Source organism: Salibacterium halotolerans (genome assembly GCF_900115625.1).
Taxonomy (GTDB): domain Bacteria; phylum Bacillota; class Bacilli; order Bacillales; family Marinococcaceae; genus Salibacterium; species Salibacterium halotolerans.
In genome coordinates this window covers 78,852-97,207 of record NZ_FOXD01000010.1, presented here as the reverse complement: position 1 = coordinate 97,207, position 18,356 = coordinate 78,852, and the positions used below count along the sequence as shown (strand labels likewise).

Genomic DNA, 18,356 nt, shown 5'->3' with positions numbered 1-18,356 from the left:
CATGTTTCTTCCGCTGTATTTTCTAGTATAATAGAAGGGATTCCATATGAACGGAGGGGAATAATTGAAAGGACGAAACTTAATTGCACCCGACACATATAACATCACCGACGATCTGGAACGATTCGCTGGAGATGAGACACGGACAGCGGTGCGCTGGCTGGATGAAAACCAAAATAGAATAAATATTTCCTACGCTGAACTGGTACGAAAGACCAATCAATATGCAAACACCCTTATCGGACAGGGCTTTCAAAAAGGGGACCGTCTGTTGTTGATGTTTCCGAGACTGCCGGAAGCATATATGATTCATCTTGCCTGCCTGAAAGCGGGAATAACGGCCGTTCCGTGTTCGGCGATGCTGCGTGCCAAGGACCTTGTCTACCGCATTCATCATGCAAAAGCAAAAGGTATAGCCGCCTTCCACAACGTGACTGAGGAAATGGACAGCATCACAGAACCACTCCCGTCTCTGAAGCACAAGTTCGTACTCGGCGGGGAAAAAGAAGGCTGGACGACGTTTGAACCGCTGACAAAGGAGCACCCGGAAACGTACCAAGGTGAAAAAACAAAACGGGAGGATATGGCCTTTCTCTCCTATACATCCGGAACCACCGGGCATCCTAAAGCGGTAGTGCATACCCACGGATGGGCTTATGCACACGTCCGCACCGCAGCCAGGGAATGGCTTGATGTCCGGGAGGGGGATATCGTCTGGGCCACTGCTGCACCCGGATGGCAGAAATGGATCTGGAGCCCGCTTTTATCCACCATTACACTCGGAGCCACTGCCTTTGTCTATCACGGCCGGTTTGACCCGGAAACATACCTTGAACTGCTTCAGAATGAAGGTGTCCATGCTCTTTGCTGCACTCCGACAGAATACAGACTGATGGCAAAAGTCGAGCAGCTCGAACGTTATGATCTGGGGAAACTCCGCAGTACCGTTTCCGCCGGGGAACCGCTGAACCGGCAGGTCATTGAAACATTCAAACAGGCTTTTGATGCCGATGTCCGGGACGGATACGGGCAGACGGAAAACACCCTTCTCGTCGGTACGCTGACCGGTATGGAGATTAAACCGGGATCCATGGGGAAACCGACACCGGGGAATCCGGTCGATATCATTGACGAAAACGGTACCTCGGTTCCGGCGGGAGAAGCCGGTGACATAGCTGTGCATAAAGACTGCCCCGCTCTATTCAAAGAATATTTTAAAGAACCGGAGCGTACGCAGGACACTTTCCGGGGAGATTGGTACCTCACCGGAGACCAGGCGTTCAGAGATGAGGACGGTTATTTTTGGTTCGAAGGACGCAGTGATGACATCATCATCAGTTCCGGCTATACGATCGGACCATTCGAAGTGGAAGATGCACTGAACTCACATGAAGCCGTCAAAGAGTGTGCTGTTACTGCCAGTCCGGATGAGATCCGCGGGAATGTCGTCAAAGCTTTTGTCGTGCTGAAAGAGCAGCCTTCTCCAGGGACAGAGGACAATTTGAAAAAAGAACTGCAGGATCACACGAAAGAATTAACTGCGCCATACAAATATCCTCGCAGGATCCAATTTGTCGAGGATCTGCCAAAGACAAATACCGGTAAAATCCGGCGTATCGATCTGCGCCGGCAGGACCCGGACCGGAAACAATAAAAAAAGAAGGAGCTGTATCAAAAGGTACAGCTCCTTTTCTATGCTAAAAAATATGTAACCGGGGACAGGAGCAGAAGCTGGCGGCTTTTGATGCCGTTCTTGTGCTCTGGAGGAGCAACGTCCGCCTGCAGCGCATACCGAGTATTTTAGCGGGGCCTTTTTGCTGTCGTTCATCCGCCCGTGGACACTACCACCGAAAAACAAGCACGTAGTGTCCACGGGGTACCGTTTGGTGGACACTACACCGTTGAATGGATGAATTAGCGGGCCCCGGGAAAAATCATTGGACATTAACTGCAGGGGATGGAGTCATAGTGTCCCCCGCCCCCACTTCCGTAAACACTATGTATGCTGACCGGCGGTTTAGTATCCACAGAGCCGTTTACTCCCGGAACAACCGCAGCCCGGCTCCAGATACCTGACCTTTGTTACTGTTTACCTCGGTTCATCGTGTCAATCCAGTTGTCAAAAGCTTCGAGTGCTTCATGCAGTTTGGTCTGTGTTCTTTCATCCTGAAGATTGCCGGCGTCATCCAGTTTATTTGGAACTTTGCCGATATAAAGTTCCGGCTGCTGAAGGACAAAAGATCCGGCTGCGGCCAGTGTCTGTTTCACCTGTGCCTGGGAAAACGCCGTCCCAAGCGGGGCAGGAGAAGCACCGAGCACATACACCGGTTTCTGGTCCAACACATTTATATTGGTCACACTGGCAGCCCAGTCCAGTGCATTTTTGAGTACACCCGGCATCCCGTGGCTGTATTCCGGCGTCACAATAAGAAAGCCATCCGCTTCCTTGACGGCATCCTTAAAATCCTCCACCGCTTCAGGGTCACCGTTTTCTTCCAGATCTGCGTTAAAAAGAGGAATATGCTTCAGGTTGAAAATCGAAATGTCCATCCCATCGGGCGTATGTTGAGCCATTTCCCTAAGGATATTACGATTGAATGAATCCTGCCGGAGACTTCCTGCAATCCCCAATATGTTCTTTTTGTCTGTTGTCATGATCTGCCTCCTCTTTTCCTTTAGTATTAAGCGTACCATATCTACAAAAAAGGGCAAAAGGCACGGACCGGGCATTTTTGTATGTTACATCTGTTTCCAATCTGGTATATTAGCTGTATCCTTCATGTTTAAAATGAAAAATAGAATATTTTCAGTGATGGGTTCATCACACGGCAAAGGGGAGAATGTTGTTGAATGTACAAGAGATACTCGGAACAATCAGTGATTTTGTCTGGGGGCCGCCGTTTTTAATTCTGCTCGTCGGTACCGGCATTTTTCTTACAGTGAGGCTTGGATTCCTGCAGATTTCCATGCTTCCTTACGCGCTCAGACTCGTCTTCCGGAAAAAAGACCAATCCTCTGAAGGTGATATTTCCCACTTCCAGTCTCTAATGACGGCTCTTGCTGCAACCGTGGGTACCGGAAACATTGCCGGTGTGGCGACCGCCGTTGTGGTGGGTGGTCCAGGTGCGGTGCTTTGGATGTGGGTATCCGCCCTTTTCGGGATGGCAACCAAATACGCGGAAGCAATTCTTGCCGTCAAATACCGGATCAAAGACGACAAAGGGGAGATGGCGGGAGGACCGATGTACTATATTGAAAAAGGACTCGGCTGGAAATGGCTTGCGGTATTGTTTGCGGTTTTTGCCATAGGGGCATCGTTTGGGATCGGCAACACCGTTCAGGTGAACTCCGTAGCAGAGGTTCTTCAGTCCAATTGGGGATTTCCTGATTTGGCTACCGGAGTCATATTGATGGTTCTTGTAGGAATCGTTATTCTCGGAGGGATCAAGACAATTGGTAAAGTTGTCTCGGTCATCGTTCCATTCATGGCGGTGGCGTATGTAGCAGCCGGTCTTGGTATTATTTTATTCCACTTAGAGGCCGTCCCTTCAGCCGTTGGTTTGATACTATCAGACGCCTTTACCGGTCAGGCAGCAGCCGGTGGAGCAATCGGAGTTGTGATTCAGATGGGAGTTGCCCGGGGTGTGTTTTCAAACGAGGCGGGACTCGGTTCCGCACCCATCGCAGCCGCCTCCGCCAAAACAGACTACCCGGGGCGGCAGGCTCTTGTCTCCATGACCCAGGTATTTATCGATACGATTATCATCTGTTCAATAACGGGCATTGCCCTCGTCATGGGTGGACAGTACCAAGGACTGGGTTCGGATGTGGAAGGAGCCGCGCTTACGTCATCTACGTTTGAATTCTTTCTCGGACCGGCGGGCTCTCTCATTGTGTCCATCGGGCTGATTTTCTTCTGTTATTCCACAATACTCGGCTGGTCGTATTACGGGGAACGCTGTATCTACTATCTTACCAACAAGCCTGTTTCGATCCTCACGTACCGGCTCGTGTTCACGGCAGCCATTTTAGCCGGGGCCGTACTGAATCTGGAAACCGTCTGGGCTCTCGCTGATGTGATGAACGGATTGATGGCCGCTCCCAACCTGATCGGCCTGCTGGGACTCTCCGGAATTGTCGTGGCAGAAACCACCCATTTTCTGAAAGTAAAACGGCAGGAAGAGAGCGGATAACAGCATTAAACACAGCTCACAACAAGCACCCGCTTATCATGAGAGATAGGCGGGTGCTTGTTTTTGGGAATCTTTTTATATGACATGTTCCCTTCTTTACCCTACCAGCCCTGTCTGTGTCCACTATCAGCGTAAAAGGAGAAGTTCGTGTCCGCAGAATAGTGTTTCATGGCAACTACCGTACTGAAATTGACGGATAGTGGGTACGGGCAGGTATGAAGAGCCACTATCCGCCCGTCTCCGTGTCTTAGTGTCCTCCAAAACAACACCGGTGGACACTAAAGGCAGTATCCATCAACCATCAAAAAGATGCAGGCTTCACTCCCTGAGGCCTGCATCTTTTTGTTCCATCCCGGTGTTTTTTACCTGGTATCCTCTTGTCGTGATTAGACAACTTTGTTGGAAACCGTTTCCCCGCTGAGGGCTTCCAGAATATGATCCGCTGTCATTTCGGCCATCTGCTGTCTGGTGTCTTCACTGGCACTGCCGATGTGGGGGAGCGCGGTGACGTTTGGTAAAGTGAGAAGCGGATGGTCGGCGCGAATCGGCTCGTTTTCAAACACGTCAAGGCCGGCGGCACGGATGTCACCTGCTTTCAGCGCTTCATAAAGCGCCGTTTCATCCACCACCGCCCCACGCGAAGTGTTAATGAGTACCGCGTCTTTTTTCATTTTCTGCAAAGCGTTCCGACCAATCAAATGATGGGTTTCTTTTGTATACGGCGTCTGTACGCATACAAAATCGCTGGTGGCTAACAGTTCATCCATACCGGCATACGAGGCGCCGAGTGATTCCTCCTCTTCGGGTTTTGGGGAACGATTGTGATACACAATGTCCATGTTAAAGCCTGCAGCGCGTCTGGCCACAGCTTCCCCGATACGCCCCATACCGATGATTCCGATCCTTGCATGATGAATGTCCGGGCCGGTCAAAAAGAAAGGTGCCCATGCGCCCCATTCATTGTTTCTAATGATGTCTATACCTTCAGGAAGCCTTCTCGCGGACGCCATCAACAGCGCAAACGTTAAATCAGCGGTTGTTTCCGTCAAAACACCCGGCGTATGCGCCACCTGGATACCTTTATCCGCCGCGGCCTGAATGTCGATGTTATTATAACCGACAGCCATCGTCGCAATGACCTTTAAGTGTTCGGCCTTGTTCAACATGTCTGTATCGATTCGGTCAGAGACGTTGCAAAAAAGCGCGTCGGCCTGTTTTATTTCTTCTTTCAGTCTGTCCGGCGTTACAGGAATATCTTCATACTCCCACATTGAAACCCGGCACGATGCTTCCAGGCGTGCCGTAATATCTTTGGGCATGCGTCTTGTGATAAATACATAAGGCTTGTCCATGAACGTTCCCCGCTTTCTCCAAGGTTTTTAATACATTCATCATAATATAAAAGGACCGTCCCGGGAAAGGAACAGTCCAATGACTTTTATGATAATCTGAAATGGCTGACTTCTTCCTGAAGTTCCCGTGCCATGGAACTGAGGTCCTCCGACGAACTGGATATCTCCTCCATCGCCGCAAGCTGTTCCTGTGTTCCGGCTGCAACGTTCTGAACGCTTCCTGCATTGGTGGCTGCGGCATCACTCATCTCTTCCACCGCTTTGGTTACCGTCGTGGAATTGACAGACATATTGGAGGATAAATCAGAAACATACTGCAGCCGGCTTCCAACTTCCTCAATAGAGTTCTTGATCGTCTCGAAAGATTCTCCGGCTCTATTTACCAGGGCAACACCTTCCTGCGCTTCTCCCGCTCCCTGTGTCATTTTTTCTATGGCTGTTTGTGTTTCCTGCTGAATGGCTTTAATCTGCGATGTGATTTTCGCGGCTGACTGGTTCGATTCCTCAGCCAGTTTGCGCACCTCATCGGCTACAACAGCAAATCCTTTTCCGTGTTCACCGGCTCTGGCTGCCTCAATCGCTGCATTCAACGCCAAGAGATTGGTCTGTTCGGAGATATCGGTTATCGTCCCAATAATCGTACCGATTTCTTTCGAACGTTCGCCGAGTTTTTTGATCGTCTCGGTCGTTTCCTGGGCTACATTATTAATCACCGTCATTTGTTTTGATGATTGTGCAATTTCTTCTTTTCCTTTTTCCGCAGCTTCTTCTGTTTCCCTGGCTTTTTCCGAAACGTCAACAGAAGCAGAAGCCACTTTTTCAATATCCCGACGTAACTGCTCCATAACTGCTGAACTTTCGGAAGCTTTCTCTTTAGTATAATCCGTCTGCCCGGATACTTCCTGTATCGTGGACGCGATTTCATTGGTGGACGCCGACGTCTCTTCAGAACTGGCCGAAAGCTGCTCCGAGGAAGCAGCCACCCTCTCAGCAGCGGATGTCGTCTGAACGAGAAGTCCGCGGAGATTATCTGCCATATCGTTAAAATTCCGGGCCAGCTGCCCAATCTCGTCTTTGGATTTTGTTTGAATGTTTTCCACCGTAAGGTCGCCTTCCGACAAGATTTTTGCTTTAGCTGAAATCTGCCGGATCGGTTTCGATATTCTCCCCGACATGATGAGGGCAATAACAAGACCAATAATAGTGATACCGGCTCCTGTCGCGATGGTAATCCAAAGCAGCCGGTCCGTTTGACTCTCAAGCAGTGCTGCATTGATATCAACAGATGCCTGTTCCATGGAAATCATACGCTGCAGACTTTCTTTAATTTCCATCCCCTGCGGCATCAAATCATCGGTCAGGGTGGACTCCGCATACTCTTTCATCCCGCTGTCATGCCGGTCAAACACATCACTTCGCACCGACGCTTCCCAATCCTGGGAAGCCGTAATGATGGAATCAAGCCGGCGCTGCTCCACCTGCCCCTGCAGACTTTCTTCCAATTCTATTGAATTTTCGGTCAGTTCATTAAAGTTTTCTTTGTACGTATTATCATCTGTGAGAATATAAGCACTCACGGCAGACTGGCGTTCCGCAAGGTTGTAAGCCAGCCTTTCATAGGCCTTAATTTTTTTCATATCATCATTGATAACGCTGTCAATTTTATTGTTCATATCCTGGACAGACACAAACATAAACCCCGCATACGCGAGCAGCAGTACAAGAATGAATGAAAATATCCCCATTAACTTCGCCCGAATCGATTTCAAAAACATCCCCTTCTTTCCTTTGAAGTACTTCAAGCATAAGACTTTTTGCTTATATTTCTTTTTATCGGCTCATACCTGCTGTTTTTTTATGTTTTTTTCGATGTATTTTGAAAAAAATACGCGGAATGCTTTTCTTTCGACTGAATTTTTTCTATCCTGAGAATAGAAACATTCTACTTGCAGAAATTCATGCATCAAACACACACTGACCAGGAAACAGGAGGAACAAACATGGAGTACAGAATCGAAAAAGATACCCTCGGTGAAATGCAGGTGCCGGCCGATAAGTACTGGGGAGCACAGACCCAGCGCAGCCTTGAAAATTTTAAAATCGGCAGGGAGACGATGCCGATTGAAGTGGTTCACGCGTTTGCTGTTTTGAAAAAATCGGCAGCTCTTGCCAATAAACGTCTTCAAGTCATCGAACCGGATAAAGCCGATGCGATCTCTAAAGCGGCAGATGAGGTGATCAGCGGGGAGCTGGATGAGCATTTTCCGCTCGTCGTCTGGCAGACCGGCAGCGGCACCCAGTCAAATATGAACATGAACGAAGTACTGGCGCGGCGGGGAACGGAAATCCTGAAAGAAAAAGGAAGCAGTGACACCATCCATCCCAACGATGATGTAAACCGTTCGCAAAGCTCCAACGATACATTCCCGACCGCTATGCATATTGCCGCGGCGCAAAAGGTTGAACATGAAGTGCTGCCTGCGCTCTATACATTACAAACCACCTTTGATGAAAAAATGCATACCTTCGACAGCGTCATCAAAATCGGACGCACCCATCTTCAGGATGCCACGCCGCTTACGCTTGGACAGGAAATCAGCGGCTGGCACCGTATGCTTGAAAAGAGCGGGCAGATGATTCAGGAAAGTGCGGCCCACGTCAAAGATCTGGCTATCGGTGGTACGGCGGTCGGCACCGGCATTAATGCGCATCCTTCTTTCGGGGACTATACCGCGGAAGAAATCACGAAAGTAACCGGCATTACGTTCCGCTCCGCCCCTAATAAATTCCACTCTTTAACGAGTCATGATGAGATCAGCTATGCACACGGAGCGCTGAGGGGGCTGGCAGCTGACTTGATGAAAATCGCAAACGATGTACGCTGGCTCGCAAGCGGTCCGCGCAGCGGTATCGGCGAAATCACTATTCCAGCCAATGAGCCGGGAAGTTCCATCATGCCGGGGAAAGTCAATCCAACCCAGGCGGAAGCCACAACCATGGCAGCCACCCAGGTTATGGGAAATGATGCGGCGGTCGGCTTTGCGGCAAGCCAGGGGAATTTTGAACTGAACGTATTTAAACCAGTTATTATTTACAATTTCCTGCAGTCTTCTTATCTGCTGGCGGACGCGATGACTTCCTTTAATGAGAAGTGCGCGGTCGGTATCCAACCGAATCAGGAGAAGATTGATGATCATCTTCGCAATTCCCTGATGCTTGTCACCGCCCTCAACCCGCACATTGGATATGAGAACGCGGCGAAAATCGCAAAAACTGCTCACGAAAAAGGCCAGACGCTGAAAGAAGCTGTCCTTGAGAGCGGCATGCTGTCGGAAGAACAATTTGACGACATCGTCGATCCTTCCAAAATGGTATCTCCGAAAGAATAAGCAAAAAGCGCTCAGGGAATTCCCTGAGCGCTTTTTATTTTTTCATGCTCTACGATTCATCGTACGTATAGCGGACGACGTATTTGTTTGACTTTAGTTTGCGTATTTCAACAAGCGGTCCCAGTTCATAGCCGTTGCTCCAGTTATCTTCCAGTTTGGCTTTCAGGCAGCCCGCCTGGAATTTGGAGCGGAACGTTTCTTTCCAATAAATCCAACGAGGTTGTGCTGCATTCACAAACATCCTGCTCCTTCTTTTGTTCTTCGTTTCTATTTTATCCCATTCTCCGGCAAAAATCACGTCCTGCAAAACGATTTTTTCCGGTTGATTTTTCTAACCGGAGAAACCGGCAAAAAGAAACTGTTCTCTAAAGGAACAGTTTTCCTCATATTATTTTCAACCAATCAGTTCTTCATCTTCCCGCTTTTTTATTTTATCACTGCTTTGGCTCTCATCGCGGTCCCTCATCCGGTGGGCGAGTCTTGCTGAGGCATTGGAAGCGACACTTGCTACAAGATCATCGAGAAAGGTGTGCACTTCTTTGTCTTTACCGTCCAGCTCTTTGATCACACCGGTCTTTTCTTTATCAAGATAGCCGAATGTTGTCACGGCTATGCTTCCAAAACCAAAGACAGAGCCGAGCGCAATCGTTTCATCGACACCGAACAATCCTTCATCCGTATCGACCAGTGTTTGAAGCGGCTCGGATAATTGATTCTTTTCGGCCAGTTTGTCCAGTTCGATTCCAACCAAAATGGCGTGCTGAATTTCCCGTTTGCATAAAACGGCATCCACACTTTCATAACAATCGTCCATCGACAGATTGGGAGCATATTTTGCCTGCATTTCATAAACAATGTCCGCCATGCTTTGTATCGTGACCCCTCTTTCCTGCAGGGCATCACGGGCGGCTTTTTCTACAACATCACTTGCTACGGGTTTTTTCATTATGGATTCCCCCTTATCTTTTATTTTATCATATGCACACGTCAGCCGTATGATATCTGTTTGTCAGGTTCTCTGAGTTGAACTCCACCAGGCTCCATGTTACGCTCAATATCTATAGAATGTCTTGAAAGGAAGCCCCGCCTTGAATGGAACGATGAAAGCTTTACCTTTTTACAGCAGTGTCCTTGATTACATGTTTGAACTGCCCGTTTACCTCCCGCCTTATTACAGTCCGCTGTATACATATCATCTGGCCATCACCCAGGATGGCCGGGATTATTTTCAACTTGGAAAAATCGGAAGAAAAATGGAGGCGGCCATGGAAGATGGAGCGGAAGAAACCATCGTAGTGGGAGTGCCGCATCCCGGCATTCAAATGCGCAGAGAATGGTACCACCCTGCCGGAAGCGGCAGCCGGTCCTATATGAATTTTCTCGTGTCCGAACTTCTCCCTTTTCTGGAACAGACCTATCCGACATATCAACTTCCTTACGGCCGGATGTTGATGGGGGATTCGCTCGGCGGCACCATTTCTCTGCTGACAGCACTGCATTACCCCAACACATTTGCCCGCATTATGATGCACTCCCCACTTATTAATGAAGATGTTTTACGGTTAGTTTCCGAACATAATGCCTGGAAAACGTTTGATATTTATCACTCTATAGGAAACCAGGAAACGGATGTTCACACGACAGACGGAAAGGTCGTTGATTTTCTCTCCCCGAACCGGAGGCTGTCCCGTCTTTTCCGACAGGAAAACAGACATTACCATTACGATGAACTCGATGGAGGACATAACTGGGCTGTGTGGGAAAAAGATCTGCCACGAGCATTACATTTTATGCTCCAATCATGACAATGGAAAGGAACGATCCAGATGATAAAGATCCATGAAGTACAAGACGACAGGCAGCAGGATGCCTACGATGTCCGCTTCCAGGTATTTGTGTACGAACAGAACGTGCCGGAAGAAATGGAAATGGACGAACATGACGAAACCGCTCATCACTTCACGGCATATCATGACCATGTTCCAATCGGTGCCGGACGTCTCCGCTTTGTAGACGGCGTTGGGAAAGCAGAACGTGTCTGCGTCCTCTCTTCTTACCGTTCCACCGGCACAGGCCGGGCTATTATGGAAAAGATGGAACAAACAGCAAAAGAAAACGGAGCACAGGGAATGAAATTAAATGCGCAGACCCGGGCTGTCCCTTTTTATAACAAACTTGGCTATTCCACCACTTCCGATGAATTCGACGATGCCGGTATTCCCCACGTCGAGATGAAAAAAACATGGACTTGATTACCCGTTCCGGCAAAAAAGCAGCCTCAGAAAAACTGAAGCTGCTTTTTTTATGCCTGTAAGTCCAGACGTTCCCCAAGGCCGTACAGTTCCTGTTCTATTTCTTTTCGTTTATCCATGGCAGTCGTTTCTTCATGATACCGGGTTCCATTTCTTTCGTTTCTATCATGAAATTGTGTCAACTCTGCTTTTTGTACCCGGTCCACCCGCGGTACGGCAGGTTCCTGTTCTACTCTCCGGCTTTCATAATTCACGGCGGTCTCATTATTCACAGGTGCAATATAACCCATTTTATCACCTCTCCGCTTTTACTAACCCTTTATCTTCAACTGTCTTTACATTTCATATACCCGATATTTATATTTTTAATCTTGTTTCATCATAACAAGCGCCCATTTGTTATAAATTCAGCTATTTTCATACACCATTTGCCTGCTTCAGATATATGATGATAAGGAAACGACAGCTAAAGGAGTGAATAATATGGGATGCAGAAAACACGATGAGACGGCAGGCAGCTGTGTATGTGATGCAGTTGCGGCCATTAAAAATGCTCAGGATCAGGTTGACAACAATGGTGGTAACTGCCGGAACAAATGCTTCGACAGCTTGTTAAGTCCGGCCGGCAACAACAACGGACTTGATACTGTTCCATTCCTGCTTCAAACAAAAACAGGTGAATATTTTTCCTCTGTTGGAGCGGTAGGCAGAAACGACTGCTTCCAGACCGCTTTCTTCCGTGTGGAAAAAATCGATGAAGACAACTGCTGCGCCACTCTTTCCCTGCTTCGTCCTGACAGTGAACTGGAATTCAACAAGTGCTGCGTAGATCCAACTTCGTTATGCGAAATCGAAGAACTCGAACGCACCCGCTACTGCATCGAAGTAGACCTTGACTGCTTCTGCGCGATTCAGTGCCTGGATCCAAACCTTGTTGGTGACATCGACAATCACTGCAAATAAAGAAGAAAAGGGCTGTATCAAAAGGTACAGCCCTTTTTTCATGAAAGAGAATGTAATCCCGGGCAGGCAGCTTTTCTGCCGCCCTTTTTGCTCTGGAGGACAAGCTTCCGGCTGTCGTTCATTCAGCCGTAGACACTGCCATCGAAAAATAAGCACGTAGTGTCCACGGGGCACCGTTTGGTAGACACTACGCTGCTTACATCAGGAATTAGTGGGCGCCGGCCGAAATCAATGAACACTAATCGCCGACAAAGGAGTCATAGTGTCCCCCGATTCCATTTCCGTGGACACTATGTATGGTATCTCAATGTTTAGTGTCCACGGAGCCGATCCGGCCCGGAACAACCGCAGCCCAGTTCCAGGCGCCGTCCTTGTCCCCGGAAGGAAAAGCATCTGCCTGCCGTTCATGCCCACTTTAGCGAAACACTTTTTGGCTGTTTATGGACTTAACACATTTTCCCTTTGTTATAAACTGACGATGCGCAGTTGAATAATATCTTCCACCAGTATGACTTTTTCTTCAAAATTCCGCCGGTCCCTGAATGTTATTTGATCTTCCCCTAAATCCAGTACTTCTCCGTGAAAATACTGTTCGTCCGTTTCGCAGGCCACCACCGGATGAAGAAAATGAGGAAGCGTTCCGAGATATTGCAGCAGTTCCCGGACTGTCTGACCCGATCCCGCTTTTTCGGTCTCCCCTTCATCTTCCGCTGTATTTTCCGGCATTTCCTCTTCTTCAGGGGGTTCTTCATTTTTTTCTTCTTCTACCTTTGCTGCGCGGTTGTTTTTGCGGAGACCATTTTTTCTGCGTTTTCCTTTCCCTGCATTTTTTTTCACAGAAACGGACTGACCCGGTCCGGAAGACGAGGTGAAAGCAGGTTGTTCAACATAATATAATGGCCCGGTTTCCCTTTGTTGTCCATGCTCTTCCTGTTCCATTCCAACTTCCCCCCACTTCATACAAGTCTTGTTCCTGCCTTCATTATATGCATACCCTGCTTTTTCATTCCTTCTGCTGTTACATTATTTTTCTCCTGCCCCTCGGATGGACACCGGCATTAAAAAAGAGCCCCGGCCCATTTGGAATGGAATCCGGAGCTCTTTTTTTCGAGCAGCTTCGTTTCTAGCAAACGTAAGCGGACCCGACGATCACGAGCAGGATGAACAACACAACAATAAGCGTGAAACTGTTGTTATAACCGTGGGACATCAGCTATTCCTCCCTTTCAAGGAAGATTGAGATATGCCTCTCACCATAGCTGTATGCACAAGGAGGGCTTTTGTTCAAGAATCTGCCCGAATTAAACATCCGCCCAGTATACTGCTGTTATTTCACTTGTGCGATCTGTTTCTCTCCTCTTTTCATACGGTCTTTTGTTTCCATATGAATGTTTTGACTATCGGTGAGATTGGTGAAGACGACCGGTGTAATGGTAGAGGCCGCATTTTCTTCCACCTGCTTCAGATCAGCGGTAACAAGCGGCTGCCCCTGTTTGACTTCGTCGCCTTCCTCTACGTGGACGTCAAAACCTTCCCCTTTCATATTGACGGTATCAAGTCCGATATGAACAAGGATTTCCAAGCCTTCCACCGTTTTTATACCTACCGCGTGTTTCGTTGGAAACACATTATGAATGGTTCCATCGACCGGAGAAACAAATTCGCCGTTTTCCGGTTTCACTGCGAAACCGTCCCCCATCATTTTTCCGGAGAATACATCATCCGGCACGTCTTTAATGTTCATAATTTCGCCGTCGGCTATTCCTCCGATTACAATGGAAGAGTTTTCGTCAATCTGCACGGCGGGTTCTGCTTCTTTTTGCGCATCGACCTGCGGTGCTTCATCAGATGGCGCTGCAGGTGCACGCCCATCAATAATATCCTGCATCTGTGATTTCAACGCGTCGGATTGTGTGCCGAAAATGGCCTGCACATTATTTCCAACTTCCATGACGCCGGTGGCACCAAGTTTTTTCAAACGTTTTTTGTCGACACTGCTTTTGTCATTGACAGTGATACGAAGTCGTGTAATACAGGCATCGAGATGATCCAGGTTGTCCTGCCCTCCGAAAGCTTCCAGCACATGATATGGCAGTTCACCGCCGCCTGAGGACGTGCTCTCCTGGCTGCTTTCATCATCCTCGTCTTCTTCACGCCCCGGCGTCATCAAGTTGAACTTGATGATAGCAAACCGGAAGATGACGTAGTACACGACAAACAGGATAAGGCCGACCCAGATCACATGCCACCACGGTGTTGTATTCGGTATAATACCGAACAGGAAGAAGTCGATGACACCGCCGGAGAACGTCTGCCCGATCTTGACATCAAGCAGGTGCATCGCCACGAAAGAAAATCCTGCTAAAATCGCGTGGATTCCAAAAAGAACAGGTGCCACGAACAAAAAGCTGAAGGAAAGCGGCTCTGTAATTCCTGTCAGAAAGGAAGTAAGAGCAGCTGATCCCATGATACCGGCAACGTATTTTTTCTTCGCTGCTTTGGCACAGTGATAAATCGCAAGAGCAGCACCCGGAAGGCCGAACATCATAAACGGAAAACGTCCCACCATGAACGTACCCGCTGTAAACTCTTCCACGCCGTCCTGGTACTGAGCGAAGAATATCTGCTGATCCCCGGTAATGGTTTGACCGGCTTCATTGACGTACGATCCGAATTCATACCAAAACGGGTTATAAAACACATGGTGCAGACCAAACGGAATCAACGCCCGCTCAATGACACCGAAAAAGAAAACGGAAATTGTCGTATTCGATTCAGTTACGATATACGACATACTATTCAAAAGGTTTTGTACGGGCGGCCAGACGACTGTGAGCGCAGCCCCTATAATCAATCCGCCGAAAGCAGTCGCAATCGGAACAAACCTCTTCCCTGCAAAGAATCCTAAATACTGGGGAAGCTCAATATTATAATAGCGGTTGTACATAAACGCTCCAAGTATTCCGGCAATGATACCGCCAAATACCCCCGTCTGGAGCGTTGGAACACCCAGCATTTCAGCGTATGCCGGGTTGTTGGCTGCCATGTCGGAAGTAACTCCTTCTATAACTCCCATCGTAACATTAATAATGAAATAGCCGATGAGAGCTGCCAGACCGGCCACACCGTCGCCATTGGCAAGACCTATAGCCACCCCGATGGCAAAGATAACAGCCAGGTTATCAAAAACAATACCGCCGGCCTCTTTCATCAATTCAGAAATAAACACGAAAACCTGGGAATCCAGAAACGGCAGCAGAGCTATCATGTTGTCCTCCTGAAGCGCCGTTCCGATCGCGAGCATTAAACCCGCGGCAGGCAGCAGCGCAACCGGAAGCATCAAGGACCGGCCGATGCGCTGAAGCAGGCCGAACGCCTTTTTCCACATTACAATTCCTCCTTTTTTTGTTGAAACAGCAGCATAAAAAAAGGCATGAGAGACAGGCGGTGCGTTTCACTCAGAACGGGGGACGATATACGTATCCCCGTTCTTCAAAAAACGAACCAGCCACTTCTCTCATGCCTGCTTGACCAGTCACACGGAAATGATTGGGTACATTTATTTATGTTTTCTTGAAAGCCTTTGCAAATGAAGTGTTAAATACACTACTTCACTTTCCGGTACAGGTTTTTTCAATGCCTGCTGCATCATTTTTATCAACTTCCAAGAGAGATTGTAGCATAGGGGGTATTCATATTTCAACACATTTTTTAAGGAATCGGGTTCGTCTCCGTAATCCTCCCTCTGAATACGCTCTAATGTTTGATGGAGGTGGCGCAGAAGCCGCTGGTGATCCAGATTTTTGGTATTCATGGACACTTCCAGCGTTTCTTCAATATGTTCAACAAGTCCGGAAACAAGCCGCGTATGTTCGTTCAGTTCCTGAAGCGGACGCTGCGTGAGCGCTGTATGGATATGGAGGGCGACAAAACCAATTTCGCCTTCCGGCATTGAAATACCGGTACACGTTTCAACATGGAAAAGCAGGTCTCTTGCAGCCTGATATTCCGCAGGATAGGCAAGTTCTGTCTCCTGCAGAAACGGGTTTCGTATTTCCATTCCCTGTTTTATCCGGTGCACCGCGTAATAGAGGTGGTCTGTCAACGCAACGTGAATATGTTCGTGCAGCTGGAGCTGAAAGCGATTCTCAAGTATCGTCATGCACTCGTTCATACAGCCTATAAATGATTCATCCACTTCAATTAACAGCTGTTTATATTGCTCCTGTTCCTGTTCGTTATTCAGCACAAAAAATTTTTCCGCGCCGCTTTCATCGACAGGGTCCCCTTCTTTTTTCCCGAATCCTATCCCTTTTCCGGTTAATATGACTTCATCGAGTTCGGAATGAAGGGCGATGACAACATTATTATTCAGTACTTTTTTCACTTCCATAAACCAACCCCATCTCCAATCTGACTCAGTCCATCATCTTACCTGCGTTTTTCGTTATCGTCAACATAAAAATGGCTGGACCCGCATCCAAACAAAAAGACGGAGCAGGAATCACTCCCGGGCTCCGCCTGGTTGGAAGAATCGGCTGTTTTAAGTGCCGGCCTCATGCAATCGGCTGTAACATTACAAACCTACTTTATTATACCCTGCATCCACATGGATGGTTTCCCCGGTAATGCCGCGGGCAAGATCGCTCATCAAAAAGAGAGCGGTATCCCCGACCTCTTCCTGAGTGACGAGCCGGTTCAACGGCGCTTTTTCCTCCATCTCCTGAAGAACATCGTTAAAGCCGCCGATGCCTTTAGCGGAAAGGGTGCGGATCGGACCGGCGGATATGGCATTGACACGAATACTGTCTTTGCCGAGGTCATTGGCAAGATACTGCACGCTTGCATCAAGAGAAGCTTTCGCCACTCCCATAACATTATAATTCTTGACGATCCGCTCTCCGCCGAGATAGGTCATTGTCACGATGGATCCACCTTCGTTCATCAGGTCCAGTTCCCGTATTACTTTTGCCACTGCTGTTAATGAATAGGAACTGATACTGTGAGCCAGCATAAAACCATCGCGGGTCGTATTCAGATAATCCCCGTCCAGCTCTTCCTTGTTGGCAAAGGCGATACAGTGCGCAAGGCCGTCAATGTGCCCCACCTTGTCTTTAATATCCTGAAATGTCTTTTCAATCTCAACATCATCTGTTATATCACAGGGCAGAACAATCGTTTCTTCCTGGTCGAGTGAATCAGCGAGCTGTCTCACATTTTTCTCCATTCTCTCACCGGCATATGTAAATATGAGTTTCGCGCCGGCTTTGGAGAGGCTCTGCGAAATTCCCCAGGCAATACTCCGTTTATTCGCCACCCCCATGATGACGTATGTTTTTCCTTCGAGTGAAAGATTCATTACTATTCGCTCCTTTTGGGCTGGTTAAATGGGTTCATCTTAACAACATGTTACGATATATTATAGCATTGTTCCATAAGGGAAAAAAGGAGGTCCCGCATTGGAGGCATTTGATTTCATCGGTGATGTGCACGGTTGTTATCAGGAACTGACTGCCTGGTTTCATGAAGCCGGTTATAAAAAGAACAATGGCATCTATCAACATCCGTCCGGCCGGACCCCCGTATTTATCGGAGATTTAACAGACAGGGGACCTGATTCCACGGGCGTCATTCGGCTTGCGGCTGCGATGGTAGAGCAAAACGCCGCACTGTATATTCCAGGCAACCACTGTAACAAGCTGCAGCGGTATCTGATCGGGCGTCCGGTGCAGATCACCGGAGGTCTGGACACGACCATTGAAGAGCTGCAGGCCCTTCCAACTGAACAAGCACGGAGCATTCAACGTGCATTCATAAAGCTGTACGACCAGGCGCCGCTTTATCTCCGCCTGGATGAGGACCGGGTTGCCGCCGCCCATGCCGGCATACCGGAAAAATACATCGGGCAGAACGGAAAACAAGTCAAAACGTTCGTCCTGTACGGGGATATCACCGGAGAAAAAAAGGAAGACGGCACGCCGGTCAGGCGGGACTGGGCCGCTCAGTATCAGGGAAAAAGGCTGATCGTATACGGCCATACCCCGGTTCTTCGGCCACGCATGATCCACCATACCGTCAACATAGACACCGGATGCGTATTCGGCGGTCATTTAACAGGACTTCATTATCCTGAAATGACATATACCCAGGTGCCGTCGACTATGCCCTATGTTCCGGAAAAATTCCGGACATTCCGCTGACATTCCA

18 protein-coding genes are annotated in these 18,356 nt (G+C 48.4%); 7 read left to right on the top strand and 11 right to left on the bottom strand.

Annotated features, from left to right (window positions below; all coding sequences use genetic code 11):
• Positions 1-64: 64 nt before the first annotated feature.
• Positions 65-1,654: an acetate--CoA ligase gene (locus BM124_RS10070; RefSeq protein ID WP_093337268.1), complete on the top strand. Its 1,590-nt coding sequence runs from the start codon at positions 65-67 to the stop codon at positions 1,652-1,654.
• 428 nt (positions 1,655-2,082) lie between these two features.
• Here BM124_RS10070 and BM124_RS10065 read toward each other — a convergent pair whose 3' ends face one another.
• Positions 2,083-2,655 carry an NADPH-dependent FMN reductase gene (locus BM124_RS10065; protein WP_170841086.1) on the bottom strand — a complete coding sequence of 191 codons (573 nt, stop codon included), beginning with the start codon at positions 2,653-2,655 and terminating at the stop codon, positions 2,083-2,085.
• 185 nt (positions 2,656-2,840) lie between these two features.
• Between BM124_RS10065 and BM124_RS10060 the strand changes: the two genes are divergently transcribed.
• Positions 2,841-4,193 carry an alanine/glycine:cation symporter family protein gene (locus tag BM124_RS10060; RefSeq protein ID WP_093337265.1) on the top strand — a complete coding sequence of 451 codons (1,353 nt, stop codon included), beginning with the start codon at positions 2,841-2,843 and terminating at the stop codon, positions 4,191-4,193.
• A 386-nt stretch (positions 4,194-4,579) separates the two neighbouring features.
• On the opposite strand, the gene BM124_RS10055 is transcribed toward BM124_RS10060, so the two are convergent.
• Together BM124_RS10055 and BM124_RS10050 are read right to left on the bottom strand one after the other, a co-directional pair.
• A complete protein-coding gene (locus BM124_RS10055; protein WP_093337263.1) occupies positions 4,580-5,545 on the bottom strand; it encodes a 2-hydroxyacid dehydrogenase in 966 nt (321 codons plus the stop codon).
• An 86-nt stretch (positions 5,546-5,631) separates the two neighbouring features.
• Positions 5,632-7,314, bottom strand: coding sequence for a methyl-accepting chemotaxis protein (locus BM124_RS10050; protein WP_170841085.1), 1,683 nt, complete (start codon positions 7,312-7,314; stop codon positions 5,632-5,634).
• A 231-nt stretch (positions 7,315-7,545) separates the two neighbouring features.
• On the opposite strand from BM124_RS10050, the gene fumC reads away from it, so the two are divergent.
• Positions 7,546-8,934: a class II fumarate hydratase gene (fumC, locus tag BM124_RS10045; RefSeq protein WP_093337259.1), complete on the top strand. Its 1,389-nt coding sequence runs from the start codon at positions 7,546-7,548 to the stop codon at positions 8,932-8,934.
• Positions 8,935-8,983: 49 nt separating this feature from the next.
• Here fumC and BM124_RS10040 read toward each other — a convergent pair whose 3' ends face one another.
• Positions 8,984-9,169 (bottom strand): hypothetical protein, encoded by a 186-nt coding sequence (locus tag BM124_RS10040; protein WP_244504300.1) that lies wholly within the window; start codon positions 9,167-9,169, stop codon positions 8,984-8,986.
• Positions 9,170-9,328: 159 nt separating this feature from the next.
• Complete coding sequence (locus BM124_RS10035; RefSeq protein ID WP_093337257.1) at positions 9,329-9,880, bottom strand: phosphatidylglycerophosphatase A family protein; 552 nt, start codon at positions 9,878-9,880, stop codon at positions 9,329-9,331.
• Between the two features lie 142 nt (positions 9,881-10,022).
• Here BM124_RS10035 and BM124_RS10030 point away from each other — a divergent pair, with 142 nt between their 5' ends.
• Positions 10,023-10,739, top strand: a complete 717-nt coding sequence (locus BM124_RS10030; RefSeq protein WP_244504299.1) for an alpha/beta hydrolase — start codon at positions 10,023-10,025, stop codon at positions 10,737-10,739.
• Positions 10,740-10,760: 21 nt separating this feature from the next.
• Positions 10,761-11,186, top strand: a complete 426-nt coding sequence (locus BM124_RS10025) for a GNAT family N-acetyltransferase (protein WP_170841084.1) — start codon at positions 10,761-10,763, stop codon at positions 11,184-11,186.
• A 50-nt stretch (positions 11,187-11,236) separates the two neighbouring features.
• On the opposite strand, the gene BM124_RS10020 is transcribed toward BM124_RS10025, so the two are convergent.
• Positions 11,237-11,476 (bottom strand): hypothetical protein, encoded by a 240-nt coding sequence (locus tag BM124_RS10020; protein WP_093337255.1) that lies wholly within the window; start codon positions 11,474-11,476, stop codon positions 11,237-11,239.
• A gap of 193 nt (positions 11,477-11,669) precedes the next feature.
• Between BM124_RS10020 and BM124_RS10015 the strand changes: the two genes are divergently transcribed.
• Positions 11,670-12,149, top strand: a complete 480-nt coding sequence (locus BM124_RS10015; protein ID WP_093337253.1) for a CotY/CotZ family spore coat protein — start codon at positions 11,670-11,672, stop codon at positions 12,147-12,149.
• Positions 12,150-12,614: 465 nt separating this feature from the next.
• On the opposite strand, the gene BM124_RS10010 is transcribed toward BM124_RS10015, so the two are convergent.
• From BM124_RS10010 to fabI, 5 genes are all read right to left on the bottom strand, one after another.
• Positions 12,615-13,088 carry a CotO family spore coat protein gene (locus BM124_RS10010; protein WP_093337251.1) on the bottom strand — a complete coding sequence of 158 codons (474 nt, stop codon included), beginning with the start codon at positions 13,086-13,088 and terminating at the stop codon, positions 12,615-12,617.
• 184 nt (positions 13,089-13,272) lie between these two features.
• Positions 13,273-13,359: a YjcZ family sporulation protein gene (locus BM124_RS10005; RefSeq protein ID WP_084413961.1), complete on the bottom strand. Its 87-nt coding sequence runs from the start codon at positions 13,357-13,359 to the stop codon at positions 13,273-13,275.
• 117 nt (positions 13,360-13,476) lie between these two features.
• The gene (gene ptsG / locus BM124_RS10000) at positions 13,477-15,537 is read right to left on the bottom strand and encodes a glucose-specific PTS transporter subunit IIBC (protein ID WP_093337250.1); all 2,061 of its coding nucleotides are present in this window, start codon (positions 15,535-15,537) and stop codon (positions 13,477-13,479) included.
• Between the two features lie 171 nt (positions 15,538-15,708).
• Complete coding sequence (gene glcT, locus BM124_RS09995) at positions 15,709-16,542, bottom strand: glucose PTS transporter transcription antiterminator GlcT (RefSeq protein ID WP_093337248.1); 834 nt, start codon at positions 16,540-16,542, stop codon at positions 15,709-15,711.
• 183 nt (positions 16,543-16,725) lie between these two features.
• A complete protein-coding gene (gene fabI / locus BM124_RS09990; RefSeq protein WP_093337247.1) occupies positions 16,726-17,508 on the bottom strand; it encodes an enoyl-ACP reductase FabI in 783 nt (260 codons plus the stop codon).
• A gap of 100 nt (positions 17,509-17,608) precedes the next feature.
• Between fabI and prpE the strand changes: the two genes are divergently transcribed.
• Entirely contained in the window at positions 17,609-18,349 is a 741-nt protein-coding gene (prpE, locus tag BM124_RS09985; RefSeq protein ID WP_093337245.1) for a bis(5'-nucleosyl)-tetraphosphatase PrpE, read from the top strand.
• The last annotated feature ends 7 nt before the right edge of the window (positions 18,350-18,356 follow it).